We start from the raw sequence: 20495 nt of genomic DNA, 5'->3' as shown, positions 1-20495 counted from the left end.
GCAGGACGCCGTTCAGGACGACAGGAAGCGGGCCTTGATGGCCTCCACGATGCGTCCGCTGGCGTGCCCGTCCCCATACGGGAACTCGCCCCTTGCCATGCGGCGGTAGGCGTCGGCGTCGCTCAGCAATTCCCGGCCATGGCGGAGAATGACGTCGGAGTCGGTTCCGATCAGCCGGACCACGCCGGCCTCGATCGCCTCAGGCCGCTCCGTTTCGCGCCGCAGGACCAGGACCGGGCGCGCCAGGGCCGGCGCCTCCTCCTGCACGCCGCCGGAATCGCTGAGGATGAGGTGTGCGCGCTTCATGGCGGCCACGAACCCGCCGTAGGGCTGCGGCTTCACGAGATGGACGCGCGGGTTCGTCCCCAGCAACGCATGGGCAACCCCCGTCACGTTGGGATTCGGGTGAACCGGCCACAGAACCTCCACATCGTCATGCTCCTCGACGAGCGTGAGGATCGCCCGGCAGATGCCCTGGATGGGCTCGCCGAAATTCTCGCGGCGGTGGACCGTCACCAGCACCAGCCGGCGATCGGGGGCGATGGCGACCGGAAGGGGCAGGTCCTGCGCCGCCACCATGTGCAGCGCGTCGATCACCGTGTTGCCGGTGACGACGATGTCACCTTCCGGCACCTTCTCGTCCAGCAGGTGCCGCCGCGCGCTCGCCGTCGGGGCGAAGTGCAGCGTGGCGATCCGGCTGGCGACGATCCGGTTGAACTCCTCCGGGAAGGGATTCTGCATGTCGAAGCTGCGCAGCCCCGCCTCGACGTGCAGGAAGGGCACCTGACGGTAGAAGCAGGCGGTCGCCGCCGCCATCACCGAGGTCGTGTCGCCCTGCGCGATCACCATGTCCGGGGAGGTCTCCCCGATCACCCGGTCCAGCCCGACCAGCGCGCGCGCCGTCAGGTCGGCCAGCTTCTGGTTCGGCTGCATCAGGTCGAGATCGACGTCAGGTTCGATGCCGAACAGGCTCAGCACCTCGTCGGCCAGCTCCCGGTGCTGGGCGGTCGCCACCACCACCACCTTGGCCCAGGGCTCCCGCCGCAGCGCGAGGATCACTGGCGCCATCTTGATGGCTTCCGGCCGGGTGCCGACGATGCAGAGGATGGTCTTGGTCATGGGGGTCGCTTCAATCCGGAAAAGGGCTTAGACGGTCTGCGCGGGGACGGTCTGCGGGGCTTCGGGGTCGCGGTACTTGTGCGGCGTCCAGGCGCCCCACTTCTGCTCATACAGGCGCTTGTTCTCCTCGAACAGCTTCTGCCGCCGCTCCAGCCCCAGCGCGTTGAGGCTGGCCGACAGTTCGTGGTGGATGAAGACGTCGTCCGCGATCACCACCTTGAAGCCGGCGTCGCGCGTCCGACGGCAATAGTCGTCGTCCTCGAACATGCCGATCCCGAAGATCTCGTCAAGCTCGCCGACCCCTTCGAACACCGCGCGGCTGAACATCACGCAGAAGAAGGCCACCGTGTCGGACGGCATCGTCCGGCCGCGCCGCGCCTCCACATAGAGGCGGGAGGCGGCGCACATCGCCTCGTGCCCGTCGTAGGCGATCTCGATCCTGGCCTCGTTGCCGATGTTGTTCGTCACCGGCCCGACCATGCCGATCCCCGGATCGCGGCGGAAATGCCGCAGCATGTCGAAGATCCAGCCCCGCGTGACCTGGGTGTCGTTGTTGAGCAGCACCATGTAGTCGCCGGTGGCGACGCGGAGCCCCGCGTTGTTGCCGCCGGAGAAGCCGAGGTTACGGTCGTTCAGCACCAGCTTGACCCAGGGCCGGTCCTTGGCGAACGCTACGAGGAGGTCGCGCACCTCGGTCTGCGGCGAGGCGTTGTCGACCAGGATCAGTTCCAGGTTGGGGTAGTGGCTGTTGGCCGCGATGCTGTCCAGGCAGCGCCGGGTCAGCTCCAGCCCGTTGTAGACCAGGACGACGACGCTGACCTTCGGGAAGAAGGGAACGAGCGCCTCGTCGAACTGGGCGATGCGGGCGCCCCAGGTCTGCGCCCTGGCGTAGGCGACGCGCTCCTCGACCAGCCGGGGATCGTCGTGGACCGCCATGGCCTGGCCCAGCTTGGCGATGAAGTCCGCATGGTCCTCGCCGACGAAGACCAGCCCGTCGCGCCCGATCCGGATCTCCGGCATGGCCGTCCCGACCATCGGCCGGCCGGTGGCGAGGTACTCGTACATCTTCACCGGGTTGGTGTTCAGCGTCAGCTCGGTGATCTCGAACGGGATGATGCAGACGTCGAAGCCGTGCGCGTATTCCGGAAGGATGGCGTAGGGGATCTCCCCCAGGAACCGGACGTTGGGCAGCGCCCGCGCCGGGGAGATGTCGGAACCGTGGGAGTTGCCGATCAGAATGAAGTCCCAGTCCGGATAGGCGCGGGCGGAGGCCACCAGAAGATTCACGTCGAACCAGTGATCGATCGCCCCGAAATAGCCGACGACCGGACGCTCGCTCAGCCGCCGCACGGGACGGTCCGGACGGCGCAGGAAATGGGTCACGTCGCAGGCGTTGCGGATCAGCGTGTTCTCGCGCAGCCGCCCGACGATGTCCGACAGCCCCGCTGCGGTCGTCAGCACGAGATCCGCCTCGTGGATCAGCCGGTCCTCCTCCACCAGCATGGAGGACTCGTTGTTGAGGAACCCCGGATGGTAGTCCATGCAATCATAGACGACGAGGTTGCCCTGCATCGCCATGGCGATGGGGCGCCAGAAGGGCAGATCCACGATGGACACCGTCGTGCCGACGCCGCAGTTGCGGCGCAGCGCGTCGATGGCGTCCAGCAGGGCCCCCGCCTGCTCCGGAGAGGGCATCTGCTTGTAGATCGACGGCGCCTCGCCGGGGCAGCGGAGCTGCACGACGAACACGTTCTCCTCCGGCTGGTCCCAGAAGAGATAGGGGCGCGCGGTGTCGGCCGGCGCGAAATCCACCGTCAGGTAGAAGATGCGGTGGCCGCGGCGGGCCAGCTCCAGGGCGAGCTGCTGCGGCCGCTGGTGCCGGAAGGTCCAGTCGATGACCGGAAACACGAAGACGTCGTACGGCTTCATCGGGCTGTCGTTCATCGGGCGGCCCCGGCATGTTGACGGACCATGGCTTCGATCTGGTCGCTGATTTCGTGGGTGGGTGAGATCCTGGCCCGCGTCATGAGGTGGCGCAGCGTGGCGAGCCCCTGTTCAGGCGACCAGCGCCGGGCGGCGAAGTCCAGGCCGTTGCGCGCCACCTCCGTCCACAGCGCGTCGTCTTCGTAAAGTCGCGCCACGGCCTCGATGAAGGCATCGTCCAGCTCCGCGATCAGGCAGTCGCGCCCATCGGTCAGCCCCATGCTTTCCGCGGCGATCGGGCTGATGACGGAGGGCAGGCCGAAGGCCATGGCCGTCGCCACCTTGCCCTTCAGGCCGGCCCCCCAGCGCAGCGGGGCGATGGAGACGCGCGCCCGGTCCATCTCCGCCCGCAGATCCTGGACGTGCCCAAGCACCAGGACATCCTCCTGCTTCAGCGCGTGGACGGCGGCCCCGGCATGGCTGCCGACGATGCGCAGCCGCGCGCCGGGCAGGCGGGCGCGCAGCCGCGGCCACAGCGTGACCACGAAGGCGACCATCGCGTCCACGTTGGGGGCATGGCCGAAACCGCCCACGAACAGGATGTCCCGCCGCCCGTCCGGACCCGGGGCATCCTCCACCGGACGGGCGATCCAGGGCAGCACCTCGACCAGCGTCCCCGGGGCCTCGACGCGCAGGATCTCACGCTCGACGCCGCTGTGGGTGATGGTCGCGTCCACGGCGCGCAGCGTCGCCAGCTCCGCCGCCTTCTCCTCGACCGCCGCCACGGCGAGGGCGTCGTCGCCATAGAGCGCCGCTTGGCGCTCGGCCCGCAGATAGTGGAGGTCGGCGTTCAGCAGGATGGTCTTCGGCCGCTTGGCCAGCCGCCCGAGATGGGGAAGGATCATGGCGGCGACCACGTAACGCACCATGAAGACCAGATCGCAGCCCCCGCCGTGGGCCTGGACGTAATCGACCGCGGAGGTGAAGTAGGGTGCGCGCACCACCTCCACCCCCATGCGCTCCAGCGCGCGGACGGCGTCGTTGCGCCCCTGCGGCATGCGGACCGCCGCGAAGACCACCACATAACCGAGACGCTGGAGCAGCCGGATCATCTCCACGGTGACCACGGAACCGGCGTCGGCGTCGGGATGGGGCAGGTCGTGGTCGACGACCAGCACACGGCGTTGCCCGACACGCTTCAGGCGGTGGGGGTCGATGGGATGCGGCGCCGGCTGCGAAGCCAGCAACGGCGCCCACCGCTCGGCGAAGGTGGCGCGGTTGACCGCCTGGAACCGTTTCATCCCCTGCGACGGGTCGGTGCCGGCGGTGCCGCCCTCGATGTGGACGACCGCCGACAGCGGCTGGCAATAGACGCGCAGGCCGGCCTCGCGGATGCGCAGGCAGAGATCGCTGTCCTCGTAATAGGCCGGGACGTAGCGCCGGTCGAAGCCATCCAGCCGCCGGAACAGTTCGGTGGGCACCATCAGGCTGGCGCCCGAGCAGTAATCGACCTCCCGCGCGTGGGAGAAGGCCGGGTGCTGCGGGTCCCGGTTCCGTCCGATGTTGGCGGCGGTCCCGTCGTTCCAGACGACGGCGCCGGCCTCCTGAAGGCGGCCCGAGGGGTAGATCAGCGCCGATCCGACCGCCCCGGCCTGCGGCAGCACCGCGAAGGCGCGGACCAGCTCGTCCAGCCAGCCGTCCAGCACGATCGTGTCGTTGTTCAGGAACAGCAGATAACGCCCGGAGGCCAGTTCCGCCCCGCGGTTGCAGGCCTCGATGAAGCCGCCGGCCTGCTCGTTCCGGTGCAGGACGAGGCCGCCGATCCGCGCCAGCCCATCCCTGGTTTCCGCATCCGAACCGTCATCGACCACCACCACCTCGAAACCGTGCCGGGTCTGGTGCCGGCTCAGCGCGTGCAGGCAGCGCACGGTGAGGTCGAGCTTGCCATGCACGGGCACGATGACCGAGACCTCGGGCGAGGCCGGGCGCGGCAACGCGAAGGGGAGAAGGTCAGTGGCAGTCTCCCGGTCGGAGAATCCGGGGACCGGGACGATGCGGGTCGCCGTCCGCTCCTCGCGGTGACCGAAGATGGCGTAGTGCACGAGCGGGTTGACGCTTTCCCCGGCAACGTCCGGGTTGGCCTGCCGGTAGACGTCCGTCTCGAACAGCGGGTGCGGGTCGCGCCCCTCCTGCCAGCCGATGCGCAGGTAATGGCCGAGCGGCTCGATCCCCGCCGCCGCGATGTCCGGATTGGCCTCCTGATAGAAGCGGACGCTGAACAGCGGATGCGGATCGCGCCCCTCCTTCCAGCCGGACGTCAGGTAATGGCCGAGCGGTTCGACCCCGGCGGCGGCGATGTCCGGGTTGCGGTCCCGGTAGAAGGCGACGTCGAACAGCGGGTGGGGGTTGCGGTTCTCCCGCCATCCGGACGTCCGGTAATGCTCCAGCGGATCGATCCCGGCGGCGGCGACGTCGGGGTTGGCCACTTGGTAGATGGCAATGTCGAAGAGCGGGTGAGGGTTGCGGTTCTCCCGCCATCCGGACGTCCGGTAATGCTCCAGCGGCTCGACCCCGGCGGCGGCGACGTCGGGATTGGCGCCCAGATAGAAGGCGACGTCGAACAGCGGGTGAGGGTTGCGGCTCTCCCGCCATCCGGACGTCCGGTAATGCTCCAGCGGATCGATCCCGGCGGCGGCGACGTCGGGGTTGGCGCCCAGATAGAAGACCGGATCGAAGAACGCCCCGATCCGAGCTTCCCGCCCGGCCTTGTCCTGCCTGCCGGCGGAAAGGAGAGCCGCGAACCGGCCGATCATCCAAGAAGGAATCAGAGCGCGCATCAAATCAACGTTCCGTTTGTTGCGCCGTCCCGGAGCGATCGCGTCATGCAGCCCGGTGGAAGGCAGTCTGCCGCCCTCAGGGATCGGCGGTTAATCGGTCAGGCTCAGCAGGTAGCGGCCGTACTCGTTCTTCTTCAGCGGCTCGGCGAGACGGCGCACCTGTTCGGCGTCGATCCAGCCGGAGATGAAGGCGATCTCCTCCGGGCAGGCGATCTGCAGGCCCTGCCGATGCTGGATGGTGCGGACGAACTCGGCCGCCTCCAGCAGGCTGTCGTGGGTGCCGGTGTCGAACCAGCCGTAGCCGCGGCCCATCTGCTCGACCGACAGGCGGCCCGCCTCGAGATAGGCGGCGTTGACCGACGTGATCTCCAACTCGCCCCGCGCCGACGGCTTCACGGAGGCGGCGATGTCGAGCACGTCGTTGTCGTAGAAATAAAGCCCGGTGACCGCCCACTTGGACCGAGGCTTCACCGGCTTCTCCTCGATGCTGAGCGCCCGCCCCTGGGCGTCGAACTCGATCACGCCGTAGCGCTCGGGATCGCGGACGGCATAGGCGAAGACACGGGCGCCGTGGGTGTTTTCCCCGGCCGAGCGCAGCAGGCTGGTCAGGCCGTGGCCGTAGAAGATGTTGTCGCCCAGAACGAGCGCGCAGCTGTCGTTGCCGACGAAGTCGCGCCCGATGATGAAGGCCTGGGCCAGCCCGTCGGGGGAGGGCTGGACCGCGTAGGTCAGGTTGATGCCCCACTGCGAGCCGTCGCCCAGCACGGTCTGGAACAGAGCTTGGTCGTGCGGCGTGGTGATGATCAGGATGTCCTGGATTCCCGCCAGCATCAGCGTGCTGAGCGGGAAATAGATCATCGGCTTGTCGTAGATCGGCAAAAGCTGTTTGCTGATCGCCCGCGTCACCGGATAAAGCCGTGTGCCGGACCCGCCGGCCAGGATGATGCCCTTCATGGTCGCCGCCTGTCGTGGAGTCGTCTTAGGATGCGGTGGGGGAAAGCAGCTCGTCGAGCACGCGGTCCAGGCTGTCCTCCCAGCGCGGGGCCTCGATGCCGAAGGCGGAGCGGATGCGGGCGCAGTCCAGCCGGGAATTCGCCGGACGCCGGGCGGGCGTCGGGTAGTCGGCCGTCGTGATGGCCTGCAACCGCGGGCGCCGGCCCGTGGCCGCCTCCTGACGCTGGAAGATCCGTTCCGCGAAGCCGTGCCAGGTGGTTTCCCCGGCACCGGTGAAGTGGTAGGTGCCCCAGGGAACGCCGCCCTCGCTTCCGGCGGCGATGCGCTCCGCGATGGTCACGATGGCGGCGGCGATGTCGGCGGCGGCGGTCGGCGCGCCGTGCTGGTCGGCGACCACGCGCATCTCCTCGCGCTCGCGGCCGAAGCGCAGCATGGTCTTGACGAAGTTGGCCCCGTGCGCGGCATAGACCCAGGAGGTGCGCAGGATGACGTGCTGCGGCAGGGCCGCGCGCACCGCCGCCTCGCCGGCCTCCTTGCTCGCGCCGTAGACGCCGAGCGGGGCCACCGGATCATCCTCGGCGTAAGGCGCCGGCTTGGTCCCGTCAAACACATAGTCGGTGGAGATGTGGATCAGCGGAATGCCGCAGGCGGCGCAGGACGCCGCCAGCCGGGCCGGGCCGTCGCGGTTGACGGCGAACGCCGTTTCCTGGTCGCTTTCGGCCTTGTCCACGGCGGTGTAGGCGGTGGCGTTGACGACCAGATCGGGGGCGTGGGCGGCGACGGCGGCCTCCACCGTCTCGGGCCGGGCCATGTCCACGTCCGGGCGGGCCAGCCCGACCAGCTCCGTGCCCTGTGGCCAGGCGGCGCGCATCAGCTCAGTGCCGACCTGCCCGCTGGTGCCGAGGATCAGGACCTTCATGCGACGTCCAGCCCCAGCCGTTCGCCCCGGTAGGAACCGTTCAGGATGGCCTCCCACCAGGAACGGTTCTCCAGATACCAGGCGACTGTCTTGCGCAGACCGGTCTCGAAGGTTTCCTGCGGCTTCCAGCCCAGCTCGCGGGTGATCTTGGAGGCGTCGATGGCGTAGCGCTTGTCATGGCCCGGCCGGTCGGCCACGAAGGTGATCAGCCGGTCGTGCGGCGCGCCCGCCGGGGCCATCTCGTCGAGCAGCGCGCAGATGGTCCGGACGACGTCCAGATTGGTGCGCTCGTTGTAGCCGCCGATGTTGTAGCTTTCGCCGATCACGCCCTTGTCCAGCACCAGACGCAGCGCGCGGGCGTGGTCCTCGACATAGAGCCAGTCGCGGATGTTGTCACCCTTGCCGTAGACCGGCAGCGGCTCTCCCTTCAGCCCCTTCAGGATCACCAGCGGGATCAGCTTTTCCGGGAAATGGTAGGGGCCGTAATTGTTCGAGCAGTTGGTCAGGACCACCGGCATCCCGTAGGTTTCATGCCACGCCCGCACCAGATGGTCGCTGGACGCCTTACTCGCCGAATAGGGCGAGTTCGGGCTGTAGGGGGTCGTCTCGGTGAAGAAGCCCTCGTCCCCCAGCGTGCCGAACACCTCGTCGGTGGAGATGTGGTGGAAGCGGAACGCCGTGCGCTCCTCCGCCGGCAGCGACGACCAATAGCCGCGGGCCGCCTCCAGCAGGCGGAAGGTGCCGACCACGTTGGTCTGGATGAACTCGCCCGGCCCGTCGATGGAGCGGTCCACATGGGACTCCGCGGCCAGATGCATGACGGCGTCCGGTCGGTGTTCCGCGAAGACCCGGCGCAGCGCGTCGCCGTCGCAGATGTCGACCTTCTCGAAAGCGTAACGGGGATTCTCCGCGGCGCCCGGCAGCGAGGACAGGTTGGCCGCGTAGGTCAGCTTGTCCACGTTGACGACAAAGGCGTCGGTTTCGGCCAGAAGCTGGCGGACAACGGCCGAACCGATGAAACCGGCCCCACCCGTGACGACGATACGCTTCATCAAGACACCTGTTCCTCTGTCAGAACCAATCGCCGAGTTCGGCGAAACGGGGCTGCTTGCGGTCCTTGTCCGAGAGCAGGGCCTTGTCGGCCGCGACGGGCCAGTCGATCCCCAGATCCGGATCGTTCCACAGCAAGCCGCGGTCATGCTCGGCCGAATAGAAATTCGTCACCTTGTAGATGACTTCCGTATTCGGTTCCAGCGTACAGAATCCATGCGCAAAGCCGATGGGGACGAGAATTTGGTTCCACTCTTCGGCGCTGACGACCGCGCTGACGTGGCGGCCATAGGTGGGCGACCCCTTGCGGATATCCACGGCGACGTCGAGGATCGCCCCTTTCACCACGCGCACCAGCTTGTCCTGGGCGAAGGGCGGCAACTGGAAATGCAGCCCGCGCACCGTGCCGACCTCCGCCGACAGTGACTGGTTGTCCTGCACGAAATCGTACAGCAGGCCCGCCGCCTCGAACGCCTTCCGGCTGTAGGTTTCCGAGAAGAATCCCCGGTGATCGCCGAACTTCTTCGGGCGGATGATCTTTACGTCGGGAATGTCGAGGGAGACGACGTCCATGGATCAGATGCTTTCCTTGTCGAACCAGGGTTTCTTGACGCGCGGCGGGAAGGCCAGCCCAAAGTTCTCGGCGTCCAGGGTCAGGTTTGGGTTGTAGTAAGGGTCCTGCGCCAAAAGGTCGCCCCAGCGCTGCCGCATGTAGCTCACCTCGCTGTTGAAGCGCTGGACCTTGTCGGGGGCGGTGTCGGGCCCGCGCGACGCGGACTCCAGGTGGTACAGCTCGGCGAAGGGGGTCCAGACGATCAGGTGGCCCCGTTCGCGGATGCGCAGGCAGAAGTCCACGTCGTTGAAGGCGACGGCCAGATTCTTGTCGTCCAGGCCGCCGACCTCGTCGAACACGGCGCGGCGCATGATGAGACAGGCCGCGGTCACACAGGACAGGTTCTGGGTCAGCTGGGCGCGGCTGAAATAACCGTAGGCGTCGCGGGGCAGACCCTTGTGCCCGTGACCGGCCACACCGCAGATCCCGGTGATGACGCCGGCGTGCTGGATGGTGTTGTCGGCGTAGTAGAGCTTGGCGCCGACGGCCCCCACCTCGGGCCGCAGGGCGTGGCTCACCATCTCCTTCAGCCAGTCCGCGCCGATCACCTCGATGTCGTTGTTGATCAGGCCGATGATCGACCCGGTCGCCTGCGCCACCGCGAAATTGTTGATCGAGGAATAGTTGAAGGGGGCCTCGTAGCGCAGAACCCGCACCCGCGGGTCCTTCTTCACCGTGTCGAAGTAGGCGAAGGTCTTCGCCTCCTCGCTGTTGTTGTCCACGATGATGATTTCCAGGTCGGGATAGTCGGTGCGCTGAAGCAGGCCGTCCACGCAGCCCTTCAGCAGGCCCACCTTGTCGCGCGTGGGCACGATCAGCGAGACGCGGGGCAGCGGGCCGGGCAGGGCGTAGCGGATGCGGGTGAAGCGGTCGGTCGCGGGCGAGGTTTCGACCGTGGCCAGAACGCCCCGCCGCTGGAAATGCTCGGTCAGCGCCCGGTGCGCCGCCGCCGTGGCACGCGGCAGGTCGACGGTCGAGAAGGCCGCGGATTCCGGAAAGACCCGCCAGTGGTACAGGATGACCGGGACGTGGCGGATGCGCTCCGGCACGGTGGCCTCCACCGCCCGCAGCGTGAGGTCGTAGTCCTGGCTGCCTTCGAACCCCTCGCGGAAGCCGCCGATCCGCGCGACCAGCGAACGGCGGAACACGCCCAGATGGTTGACCATGTTCTGGCCATGCAGCAGGTCGGGGTTGAAGCCCGACTTGAAATGGGGGTCGTAGCGCCGTCCCTCGGCGTCGATCTTGTCCTCGTCGGAATAGAGGATGTCGGCGTCGGGATGACGGTTCAGCTCCGCCGCGACCATGTAGAGCGCGTGCGGCGTCAGCCGGTCGTCATGGTCCATCAGCGCGACGAACTCGCCGCTCGCCAGTTCCAGAGCGCTGTTGCTGGCCGCCGAGATGTGGCCGTTCCGCTCGCGCCGAACGATCTTGATGCGCGGGTCCCGCTTCTGGTAGGCGGCGAGCAGGGGGGCGACGTGCGGCGCCGTCGAAGCGTCGTCGGCGATGCACAGCTCCCAGTCCGGATAGATCTGGCTCAGCACGGAGTCCAGGGCCTCGCGCAGATAGGGCTCCGGCGTGTTGTAGACCGGCATGACCACGGAAATCAGCGGGCGGCGGGTGAGCCGCGCCACGTCGGCCCGGATCGCCGCAAGCTCCTCGGGGTCCAGCGTGTCGTACAGCCGCACCCAGGTCTCGTAATCGGAGGCCCGGCTGTCCGGCAGCAGATCCTGGGCCACCCGCTGCTTGGTCGCCTGCCAGCCGTGCCGCACGAACGTCGCCAGCAGACGCCTCGGGTGGCGCCGCGCGTAATCCAGCAGCAGGTTGGCCCGGCCGATCTCGCGGATCGTGAAGTCGGCGATCTCGAAGGACATCGGCCGGGTGGCCGGATCGAAACGCAGAGCCATGGTGTGGGGCGGCAGAAGGGCGAGCTGGCTGACCTCGCCCACCGTGTCCACCGGCAAGCGGATCGCCGTCCTCTCGTCGAATCCCTGTCCACTGTTCGCATAAAGCAGCGGCGTGAGCGGAGCGGACGCGCGCAGCACCTTGTAGGAGATCCTGCACCAGCGGGTGGGCAGCCTGCCTCGGTCGGACTGCAGCAGGAAGGCCGGATCGCCGCCGGTGCTCTCATAGCTCCCGTCGGAATGCTGCTTGAGGTCGCTGTGCGGCACCAGCGTCATGCGGTGGGTGTGGCGGCAGTAGGCGCGGTTCAGCTCGTGGTAGACGTGGCCGCACTGGCGCACGGGGGCCGACAGCTTCCAGGAGGTCGAGGTGAGCAGGGTGCCGATCTGCTGCTCCCGCCGGGCCAGAAGATCGCCCAGCTCATCGATCATCCGCGCGCGGGAGGCCAGTTCGCGCTCCTGCTCGGTCAGGCAGCCCTTGGCCTCGGCGATGGCGCGCTCCTGGCCGGCGATCCGTTCCCGAAGCGCCGCGGCTTCGGCCTGAAGCGCCTCGCGCTCGGCGGCGATGCCGGCGCGCAGGTCACGGTCCCGCTCCTCCAGCTCCCGGATGGTCTCGCCCCGGACGACGCGCTCGCCCAGCCTCTGGAACAGCAGCCGGATCTCGTCCAGCGCCGCCCCGCCCCCGGCCTGAACGGCGAACAGCGCCCGGACCGCCTCGGGCAGATCGTCGCCGACGCCGAGCACGCCGAGCCCATGGGCATGCCGGAAGCTGAAGGCGGGATGGACCGCCGACAGCTCCTCCCACAGCCGCCACACGCCGAAGCCTTCGCGGCGCTCGGCGATGTCGTGGAACAGGACGACGCCGCGGCGGCTCATCTTCGGCCGCCAAACGTCGAAATCGTGGCGCACCGCCTCGTAGCTGTGCAGCCCGTCGATGTGCAGCAGGTCGATCGAGCCGTCGGCGAACTCCCCGGCGGCCTCGTCGAAGGACATGCGCATCAGGCGCGAAAAGGCCGCGTACCGGGCGTCGTGGTAGGCGGAGAAGGTCTGGTAGACCTCTTCGCCGTAACGGCCGGCCTGCGGATCTCCGATCCAGTGGTCGACGGCGGCGCAGGCCGTCGGCAGACCGAGCCGCTGCACCGCTTGGCAGAAGGCGGCATAGGAGTTGCCGCTGTGGGTTCCCAGCTCGACGAAGCGCTTTGGGCGCAGCGCGTCCATGATCCAGAAAGCGAAGGGCGTATGACCAAGCCAGGGCTGTGGCGCTGTGACGAGATCGGGATCGAGCAGGATGATCGGTCGAAACAGGCGGCCCGGATCATCAGCCCCCGAAACCTTCACATATGAATCCACAGTCGCCTCTTTTTTTGCCCCGTCCGGCAGTGCAGCCGGAACTCTACGGCTTATCTGGGAATGACGAACAGATATCCTTTATGAAGCGGTGCCCTGTCAAACCCGATCACCCCGGGACACGACACGCCCTCCGCGACCGGCGGAGAGATACGCAGGCACATTTGGGAATGCAAGGCGACTGCCTGTGCACACGCCGTGAACCCGGCTCAGGGGCCGGTCACGTCGAAGGGCACGGGCTCCGTCCGCAAGCTGGACGCCGGATCCACCACTTCCAGCCAATGCCGGCCCGGCGCGGCGATCCGATCCACCGGAATCAGGGCCGAAATCACATCGCCGGCCACGGCGCTCGCCAAAGGGGTGCCATCGAACCGCACCTGCGCCGACCCGCTCAGTCCGGGAACCGACATCCACAAGGCCGAAGCGCCATCGGGTTGGCGGTTGAAGGGCACACCCGCCGGCGTCGCCTGCGGGCCATAAGCCTGGACCTGGACGACCCGCGACGGCTCATCCACCCGCTCGGCAAGGTAGGCCGTGCCGCCGGGGAACGGGACGACGCCCGGATAGCGGGAGCGCACGAACGCCATGTAGGGGGCCGCCCAGACGGCGAAGCGCGAGGCTTCCGTCTGGTTGGGCGCCCAATCCTGGACCAGAATGACCGGCGGACGCTCGGCCTCGGTCAGTGCGATCGCCCGGTCGATCCAGCCCGGATAGAGGTTTGGCGTGTTGTCGTCGACATAATGCTCCTTGAAGAGCATCCGCCGCTCGGCCATGAAGGCGTAGCCGGGACAGTAGGGCACGCAGACGATGCGGTCCTCCGGCCTGGAATGGGCACGGATCAGCGCGTCGATGGTCTCATATTGCCGCTTTTCCGCCGCCGACACCATCACGTCGACTCCATGACCCGCGCTCATCGCAACGTCCCGGCCTTCGCGCTGCGCCAGGGCGCCGACGCCCGGCACCTGGACCCCGTGGACGACGAACAGCACGGCCTGCGCCGCCAGAGCGAACAGCCCGGCGGCGGCCAGGGCTTTCGCCAGCGAACCCCGCCCGCGCACCCCGACGCTGCGGGCCGGGCTTCCGGAACCCAGCACCCCCAGCAACCCGGCCGCCGCGACCGCCGCCAGGACCAGATAACCGTGCATGAAGGTCGCGAAATGAATCCAGGCCGGTCGGAAGAAGGCAAAGATCGGCCACTGGCTCCCCGCGAGCATCAGAACCGTCAGGGTCAGCAGGTTGCGGCGGACGTCACCGGGCCTCCGCACCCAGCCCCACAGCGCGTGGACGGCGAACAGGGCGAGGCCGAGCATGGTGGAATAGATCAGGAAGGCAAAGACCCGCTCGCCGAAGGGGCCGGCGAACAGCGCCGAAACCGGCAGGATCTTGAGGAAACCCGCGTCGGACGCCGGCTTGCCGCCCACCATGTTCGCCAAACTCGGCGACTGCAGAATGAAGAAGAGGATGCGGCGGGGATAGCTCAGATAATCGTCCAGGATTGTGGTCAGGTACCCCCCGCTCCAGGCGATCAGGAACAGCGGTACGACCGTCACCGCGATGACCGCCGCGGCGAGCAGGGCCGAGCGCAGGAAATCGGCCAGCCGGGCGGCCATCGTTCCGGACGTGCAGGCGCTGCGCACGGCCATCAGCAAGCCCAGACAGAGCGTGAAGAAATAGCCGAAATCCGGGCGGAGCATGAAGGTCACGCCAACGGCGATGGCCGCCAGCACCAGCGCCTGCCCGTCCCGCCCGAGAGGCGCCCGCGCCAGCCAGAGAAAAGCCAGGAGATTGATCCCGAAAGCCAGGGAACGGACCGCAGACGCGGGGAAAGGAGGGACCAGAACGAAAAGCAGGGCGACCAGGAACGCCGCCCAGACCCGCCCCGTCGCCAGCCAGGTCCCGAAGAAGAAGAGGAACGCCACCCCGAGGATGACGCCATAGAGCGTCAGCAGGATCGTCCCATAACCCGGTCCGGCGACCGCGACCCCCGCAAGCCCGAGACCGTACCAGAGCAAACCGTATCCCACATAGTCGCCCGGCGTTCCGCCCCGGGACAGCTCATAGACGACCTGGGCGTAGGAACCGACGTCCCCCCACTCGAATCCGTAATTGAAGAAACCGTGGAAATACGCGACCGCCACGAGGAGAAGCGTCAAGGCGGCCGCGGTCCGTCCCGTCGGCATGGCCGGCCACCGCACAGGAAACGACTGGCCCATGGTATCCTCGACAGAGTGGTTGCAACGACCATCAGACCACGTCGGCGAAACCGCGGCGGGTCTTCATGAACCAGACAAAGCCGAGCCAGGCGATCACCCACGCCGCCAGCGTGGCGATCCCCCACTCGATCGGCGAGGGTATCCGGCCCCAGAACAGCAGGTCCTTGGACTGCTCCAGGATCGGCGTCAGCGGATTGAGATGAATGAAGACGCGGAACCGCTCGGGCACCGCGGTGACCGGGTAGAAGATGGGGCTGAGGAACATCAGCATCGTGACGCAGACGCCCACCACCTGCCGGATGTCGCGCAGAAAGACCCCGGCGGCGGACAGAAACCAGCCCAATCCCAGCGTCATCAGCGACAGCGGCACCAGCACCAGCGGCAGAAGCAGCACCGTCACCGGCGGCAGGCCCAGGAACAGCAGGTGGAACAGCAGCAGGATGCCCACCCCGATCCCGGCGTTGGCAAGGGCCACCGCCAGCACGACCACCGGCAGGATCTCCAGCGGAAAGACCACCTTCTTGATGTAGCTGGCGTTCTCCAGCAGCAGGCCGGGCGCCCGGTTCACGCAGTCGGCGACGATCGTGAACAGGATCAGTCCGGAGAACAGCAGAAGGGCGAATTGCGGGCTCCCCCCCTCGCCGGTTCCCCAGCGGGCCTGGAAGACGGTGGTGAAGACGAAGGTGTAGACGACCAGCATCAGCAGCGGGTTAATGACCGCCCACAGCATTCCCAAAAGGGAGCCGCGGTAGCGCGCCGTCAGTTCCCGCTTGGCAAGGCGGGCGATCAGGCTCCGGTGCAACCAGGCGGACCGGAACATGGCAAACGGACCGGCGCCGCCCCCTGCGCCTGGAGGATTCGCAGCGGATGTGTTCAACAAGTTTTGAAATTCCCAGCTTGCGGTGGCGCGACCATAGCGCCCGCCGTCCCGCCGTTCAAGGCCAGGCGCCCTGGCTGGCCGCCGCGTCCCGCAACGCCTGGACGAGCGACGGTGCGGCGGCGCCGAGGTTGTAGCGCTCCTCCACCAGACGGCGTCCCGCCGCGCCCATGCGGGCGCGCAGGTCCGGGTCGGCGGCAAGGCGGCCGATCGCTTCCGTCCAGGACGCCTCGTCCTCCGCCAGGAAACCGTTCACCCCGTGCTGCACCAGAGTAGCGTTGACGCCGACCGGCGAGGCGACCACCGGACGGCCCGCCGCCATGTACTGGATCAGCTTGTAGCCGCATTTGCCGCGCTCCCAGGGGTCGTCGGGCAGCGGCATGACGCCGATGGCGAAGCCGGCCAACTCCCCGGCCTCGCCCTCCTCGCTCCAGGGCACGAAGGCCGCCGGCACCGGCAAGGGGCAGGGCAGGTCGCGGCCGGCCGCGCCGACCACCCGCAGCCGCACCGCCGGGCCGAGCCGGGCGAGCGCGCTCCCGATCAGGCCGAGGTAGCGCGCCGTGGAGGGCGAGCCCATCCAGCCGACCGTCACCGGCCCGCCGACGCCGGCAGGAGAAGCGGCCAGTTCCGGAAGCGGTTGCACCGGATAGCGGGTGAGGTCAACCACCGTGGGCAGAATCCGGACATCGCGGGCTCCGGCGCCGCGCGCCCAGTCGGCGAGATAGGGGTTTCCCGCCAGCACGATCCGGGCGTTCCGGGCGAGCGTGGCGAACTTGTCCCCAAGCAGGGCGCGGACCGGCGCCAGCCGATGACCGGCGTAGCGTTCGAACCAAGCGTCGTCGATGTCCATGACATAGGGCACCGAACCCAGCCCTGCCGCCGCCTCGGCACCCGCCGGCAACCAGGGAAGGGCCTCCTTTTCCAGCCAGACCAGATCATGGTGCCGCGCCGACCGCAGCGCCGCGATCCGCCGCGCGTAGGCCGCTGCGATGGTCCGGCGGCTGGGCCGCCGTCCGGCGTAGAGAGCCTGCAGATAGGCGTCGTCGAGCAGCGGCGCTTCGGTCAGCCGGATGCCGGCCTCCCGCAGGGCCGGCCGGTAGGCGAGGAAGCGAAGCCGGGTGCTGGCCCCCAGTTGACCATACCGCGTCAGCATGAGAACCGATGGACCGCTCACCGGAGCGCCTCCCCGACCGCCGCGCCGCTCAATCCTGCACCGCGCCGAGCCGCCGCCAGAGCGGCAGCCGCCGCGGCAGACCGCCGGAAAGGATGCCATGCAGCCGGGCCCGCATCTCCTCGACCGTGGCGAGCGGGGCACCGTCCTCCGCGAACACCTGGCGGCCGTTAGCGCGCAACGCATCGACGGCGAAACGGGCAAGCGCTTCCAGATCCGCCGGGAGGCCCGCCATCAGGCCGGCGTGGGCCAGACGGTCGGGGATGTCCGTGACGACCGCCGTGCCGATGGCCGGAGCGACCAGGACCCGCTGCTCGTCCTGGCCCAGCACGCGGCGGGCGAGGGCCCGGTTGAGCGCAGCGGCGCCCTCCCGGCTGTCCTCGCCCTGGTTCGTCACGGGATGGGCCTGATGGGCGGCAACCAGCAGGGCCAGGATCTTCGACACCGCCAGCGGCGACTGGCCGGCCAGGGCGGGCAGGGCCAGCAGTTCGGCGAAGGTTGGGGTGCCGGCCGCAAGCGCATCAAGGATCGGCTCGCCCACCGCCGGATCGCTGCGCAGCTCGCCCATCGGAATCGAGAACGTGAGCGAAGCCTCCTCGCGCGGTACGATCAGGGTGAAGCGCCGCTCCGCCATCTCGTCCAGAACGGCCCGCGTCTCCAGAGGCTCCGGTCCGCGCACGTAGATGTCGCGCCGAAACGGCTGGTTGAGCGCCAGCTCACGCACGGACTGGGCCAGCATCGGGTCGGCGATCTCGGCCAGGATGGCGCGGATCTCCGGCCGGAAGGCCAGATCGTCGCTGTTGAGCGGAATGGTCGCCGTTCCGACGTAGCCGAGCTTCGCGCGGGCCAGGTCGCGGGCGACGCGGGCGTGCGGCAACGGTTCCCAATGGTCGTTGATGTATTCGTGGGCCAGATAGCGCCGCTCCTGCGACGCCATCATCGCCAGGTGCTGCGCCGCCACCGGGTTATTCTGGAAATAGGCGGCCCCGGCGTCCTTCAAACGGTTCAGGAAAACCAGCATGTCGCCGATCTGCCGGTCGCTGCGTCCGGGAAAGGCCGCGGCATGCTCCAGCATCAGCGCCTGCAGGGGCAGGATGGGCGACCAGCCCGCCAGCGTGTTGTGGCTGATGTAGACGAGGCCTCCCGGCTTCACCAGCTTGTCCAGGACATCGACGATCGCCCGCCGGTTCTCCTCGCTCACCCAACTGTAGACGCCATGCAGGACGACGAAGTCGAAAGGTTCCTCCGTCCAGCGGCCTTCGGTCAGGCTCCGGGCCAGGGCCTGGAAGCTGTCCTCGCGGAAGCTCAGGTTGCCCAGCCCCGCCTCGTCCGCCAGACGGCGCGCCGCGGCGATGTGGGCGGGGTTGAAGTCGATGCCGACGAACTCCGAGCGCGCATGGGTGGCGGCCAGGATGGTCAGCGTCAGGCCTTGGCCGCAGCCCAGCTCGCAATAGCGGAAGGGGCGTCCGGGGTCGGGCGTCCGGACCCCCGACAGCAGGCCGACGTAGGACAGGTAGTCCGGCGCCAGATCCCGGTAGAAGCTGTTGGTGTAGGCGATGTCGGCGTTGTAGCCCTCGGACCATTGCCTCATGGCTGCGGCGTCCTTCCGGCGATCAGATCTTCGATCAGGGCGAGATGGCGGGGCAGGGTGACCGTCCGCAGATCGTAGTTGCGGACCACGGTCTCCCGGGCACGCAGGCGCAGGTCCTGCATCCGGTCCGGATGGTCGAGCACCTCGTCGATGCGGTCGGCGATCCCCTTCTGGTCGAAGAAATCGACCAGAAGACCGTTCTCCCGGTCCTTCAGCACCTCCTCGACCGGCTGGGTCGCGGAACCGACGATCAGGCATCCCGCGGACATCGCTTCCAGGAAGGACCAGGACAGCACGAAGGGGTAGGTCAGATAGACGTGCACCGAGGAGACCTGGAGGATGTTCACGAAGCTGTCGTAAGGCACCCGGCCAAGGAAATGGACACGCGACAGGTCGAGGTCGCGGCCGACCTGATTCAGCATGATCTGGCGAAAGGTGTGTCCCTCCGGCGCGGGCGGGCCATAGCTGACCTCGTCGCCGCCGACCAGCAGGACATGCGCCTTGGGCCGCCGCCGCAGGATCTCCGGCAGGGCGCGCATGAAGACGTGGAAGCCACGATAGGGCTCCAGATTGCGCGCGACGTAGGTGATGACCTCGTCCTTGTCGCTCAGCGACAGGTTCAGGTGGTTGAGCCGCACCCAGGCCTGCGGATCGGGGCGCACCGCCGCGGTGTCGATCCCCTCATGGATCACGCTGATGCGCCGGCGCGCGTCTTCCGGATAGAGCGACCATTGCCAGCGGGTCGGCGTCTGCCCCCAGTCGGCCGCCTCCAGGCCCAGCAGGTTGACGGTGTTCTTCGTGCGCACCCGCGGAGCGTCGTTCAGCGTCACCGGGGTGTCCGGGTCGAAGCCGATGTCGGCGCCGCGGAAACGGTAGAAGAACTCGAAATAGGCCAGCAGCGGCACGTCCGGCCAGACGTCCTTCAGATACAGCGTCTCGCCCCAGCCGTTGTGGCCGACAATGATGTCGGGGCGGAATCCGTCCCTCTTCAGGCGCAGCGCCTGCTCGTACACCGACTGCCCGAAGATGACCGCCTGCTCGACCTCGCGGATGTAATGGTGGGTCGACGGGTGCGGCGTGCGGTAGGGCAGATATTCGATCCGCTCCACCTTGTCGATCCGGTTCTGGCTTTCGTGCGACAGGAAGACAACCCGGTTGCCCGGCTGTGCCGCCAGATGGATGACGAGATGCTGGTACTGCCCCGGAAAGCTCTGATGGATGAAGAGATAGTTCATGGAACGGCTTTGGAAGCAGTGTCGGAAGCGGACGGCTGATCGGTGGGCAACAGGCCGTGAAGGGCCAGGATTTCGGCAGGCACGGGCGGCCGGAAGGCCAAGGCCGCCAGATCGTAGGGTGAGGGCCGGTTGACCAGCACAGGATCGAAGCCTGCCTCGAACAGGACGCGGCCCAGGCTCTCCTGGGTGAAGCCGGTGCGGTGCGCCATGTAATGGTGCCCGGCGGCGATCGCCGCCCCATAACCGTAGAGCATGTCGTGCGCTGAAATCGGCCCGGCCGGGAACTCATAGAGGGGCAGGTCCAGCCGACCGGCCAGGATCGCTTCCGCCACCGGCTTCAGATCGGGCACGCTGATCAGCAGCCGGCCACCGGGCTTCAGCACCCGCAGGCATTCACGGGCGGCCTGGGAAACCTCGTGCTGGAACAGGTGCTCGAAGTTGTGCGACGACCAGACGGCGTCGATCGAGGCATTCGGCACCGGCGCCATGTCGGTGATCGACGCCAGGATGTCCGGCCGGACCGACGGGTCGATGTCGAGCCGCACCTCCCGCCATTCCTCTGCCGGGAACAGGCCGGGCGGCAGCGTGATGTCCTCGGCGCCGCAGCCGATGTTGAGCAGCAGCTTGCACCCGGACACCGGCCCATCCTCCGGCGGGACGCCGAACAGACGCTCCGCGGAACCGGAGGGAGGCGCGGCGATGGGATCGGTGGTGGGATCGTTTGTCATCCTTGCATCATCCTGGAAAC

14 protein-coding genes are annotated in these 20495 nt (G+C 68.1%); all 14 read right to left on the bottom strand.

Annotated features, from left to right (window positions below):
* Positions 1 to 12: 12 nt before the first annotated feature.
* The 14 genes from wecB to ACWPN7_RS34260 all read right to left on the bottom strand — a co-directional run bounded on the left by wecB (position 13) and on the right by ACWPN7_RS34260 (position 20475).
* A complete protein-coding gene (gene wecB / locus ACWPN7_RS34325; RefSeq protein WP_492273764.1) occupies positions 13 to 1119 on the bottom strand; it encodes a non-hydrolyzing UDP-N-acetylglucosamine 2-epimerase in 1107 nt (368 codons plus the stop codon).
* Positions 1120 to 1146: 27 nt separating this feature from the next.
* Entirely contained in the window at positions 1147 to 3063 is a 1917-nt protein-coding gene (locus ACWPN7_RS34320; RefSeq protein WP_051658832.1) for a glycosyltransferase, read from the bottom strand.
* On the bottom strand, positions 3060 to 5855 hold the full coding sequence (locus ACWPN7_RS34315; protein WP_459197916.1) for a glycosyltransferase: 2796 nt from the start codon (positions 5853 to 5855) through the stop codon (positions 3060 to 3062). Before ACWPN7_RS34315 ends, ACWPN7_RS34320 begins: the two co-directional genes overlap by 4 nt.
* A gap of 114 nt (positions 5856 to 5969) precedes the next feature.
* Entirely contained in the window at positions 5970 to 6833 is an 864-nt protein-coding gene (gene rfbA / locus ACWPN7_RS34310) for a glucose-1-phosphate thymidylyltransferase RfbA (RefSeq protein WP_459197917.1), read from the bottom strand.
* A 25-nt stretch (positions 6834 to 6858) separates the two neighbouring features.
* Positions 6859 to 7752, bottom strand: coding sequence for a dTDP-4-dehydrorhamnose reductase (rfbD, locus tag ACWPN7_RS34305; protein WP_451997462.1), 894 nt, complete (start codon positions 7750 to 7752; stop codon positions 6859 to 6861).
* Positions 7749 to 8804, bottom strand: a complete 1056-nt coding sequence (rfbB, locus tag ACWPN7_RS34300; RefSeq protein ID WP_040138468.1) for a dTDP-glucose 4,6-dehydratase — start codon at positions 8802 to 8804, stop codon at positions 7749 to 7751. Before rfbB ends, rfbD begins: the two co-directional genes overlap by 4 nt.
* Before the next feature lie 19 nt (positions 8805 to 8823).
* The gene (gene rfbC / locus ACWPN7_RS34295) at positions 8824 to 9375 is read right to left on the bottom strand and encodes a dTDP-4-dehydrorhamnose 3,5-epimerase (protein ID WP_040138467.1); all 552 of its coding nucleotides are present in this window, start codon (positions 9373 to 9375) and stop codon (positions 8824 to 8826) included.
* 3 nt (positions 9376 to 9378) lie between these two features.
* A complete protein-coding gene (locus tag ACWPN7_RS34290; protein WP_459197918.1) occupies positions 9379 to 12651 on the bottom strand; it encodes a glycosyltransferase family 2 protein in 3273 nt (1090 codons plus the stop codon).
* Between the two features lie 218 nt (positions 12652 to 12869).
* On the bottom strand, positions 12870 to 14840 hold the full coding sequence (locus ACWPN7_RS34285; RefSeq protein ID WP_459197919.1) for a hypothetical protein: 1971 nt from the start codon (positions 14838 to 14840) through the stop codon (positions 12870 to 12872).
* 64 nt (positions 14841 to 14904) lie between these two features.
* Complete coding sequence (locus ACWPN7_RS34280; RefSeq protein ID WP_407824538.1) at positions 14905 to 15693, bottom strand: ABC transporter permease; 789 nt, start codon at positions 15691 to 15693, stop codon at positions 14905 to 14907.
* A gap of 115 nt (positions 15694 to 15808) precedes the next feature.
* The gene (locus ACWPN7_RS34275) at positions 15809 to 16924 is read right to left on the bottom strand and encodes a glycosyltransferase family 4 protein (RefSeq protein ID WP_459197920.1); all 1116 of its coding nucleotides are present in this window, start codon (positions 16922 to 16924) and stop codon (positions 15809 to 15811) included.
* Positions 16925 to 16952: 28 nt separating this feature from the next.
* Positions 16953 to 18512, bottom strand: coding sequence for a class I SAM-dependent methyltransferase (locus tag ACWPN7_RS34270; RefSeq protein WP_459197921.1), 1560 nt, complete (start codon positions 18510 to 18512; stop codon positions 16953 to 16955).
* Positions 18509 to 19747 (bottom strand): glycosyltransferase family 4 protein, encoded by a 1239-nt coding sequence (locus ACWPN7_RS34265; RefSeq protein WP_103040878.1) that lies wholly within the window; start codon positions 19745 to 19747, stop codon positions 18509 to 18511. The genes ACWPN7_RS34270 and ACWPN7_RS34265 overlap by 4 nt, the downstream gene beginning before the upstream one ends.
* Positions 19744 to 20475 (bottom strand): class I SAM-dependent methyltransferase, encoded by a 732-nt coding sequence (locus ACWPN7_RS34260; protein ID WP_492273763.1) that lies wholly within the window; start codon positions 20473 to 20475, stop codon positions 19744 to 19746. The genes ACWPN7_RS34265 and ACWPN7_RS34260 overlap by 4 nt, the downstream gene beginning before the upstream one ends.
* Positions 20476 to 20495 lie beyond the last annotated feature (20 nt).

The sequence above is a fragment of the Azospirillum sp. UENF 312511 genome (assembly GCF_058780635.1).
The sequence above is the reverse complement of the archived record's forward strand: the minus strand, read 5'-3'. Positions and strand labels throughout refer to the sequence as shown.

Excerpts from the sequence above, each read along its gene's own strand:
- ACWPN7_RS34280 (WP_407824538.1), bottom strand. The coding sequence starts at position 15,693 with ATGTTCCGGTCCGCCTGGTTGCACCGGAGCCTGATCGCCCGCCTTGCC.
- ACWPN7_RS34285 (WP_459197919.1), bottom strand. The coding sequence starts at position 14,840 with ATGCCGACGGGACGGACCGCGGCCGCCTTGACGCTTCTCCTCGTGGCG.
- ACWPN7_RS34270 (WP_459197921.1), bottom strand. The coding sequence starts at position 18,512 with ATGAGGCAATGGTCCGAGGGCTACAACGCCGACATCGCCTACACCAAC.
- ACWPN7_RS34320 (WP_051658832.1), bottom strand. The coding sequence starts at position 3,063 with ATGAACGACAGCCCGATGAAGCCGTACGACGTCTTCGTGTTTCCGGTC.
- ACWPN7_RS34315 (WP_459197916.1), bottom strand. The coding sequence starts at position 5,855 with ATGATCGGCCGGTTCGCGGCTCTCCTTTCCGCCGGCAGGCAGGACAAG.
- rfbB (WP_040138468.1), bottom strand. The coding sequence starts at position 8,804 with ATGAAGCGTATCGTCGTCACGGGTGGGGCCGGTTTCATCGGTTCGGCC.
- rfbA (WP_459197917.1), bottom strand. The coding sequence starts at position 6,833 with ATGAAGGGCATCATCCTGGCCGGCGGGTCCGGCACACGGCTTTATCCG.
- ACWPN7_RS34265 (WP_103040878.1), bottom strand. The coding sequence starts at position 19,747 with ATGAACTATCTCTTCATCCATCAGAGCTTTCCGGGGCAGTACCAGCAT.
- ACWPN7_RS34260 (WP_492273763.1), bottom strand. The coding sequence starts at position 20,475 with ATGACAAACGATCCCACCACCGATCCCATCGCCGCGCCTCCCTCCGGT.
- rfbC (WP_040138467.1), bottom strand. The coding sequence starts at position 9,375 with ATGGACGTCGTCTCCCTCGACATTCCCGACGTAAAGATCATCCGCCCG.
- rfbD (WP_451997462.1), bottom strand. The coding sequence starts at position 7,752 with ATGAAGGTCCTGATCCTCGGCACCAGCGGGCAGGTCGGCACTGAGCTG.
- wecB (WP_492273764.1), bottom strand. The coding sequence starts at position 1,119 with ATGACCAAGACCATCCTCTGCATCGTCGGCACCCGGCCGGAAGCCATC.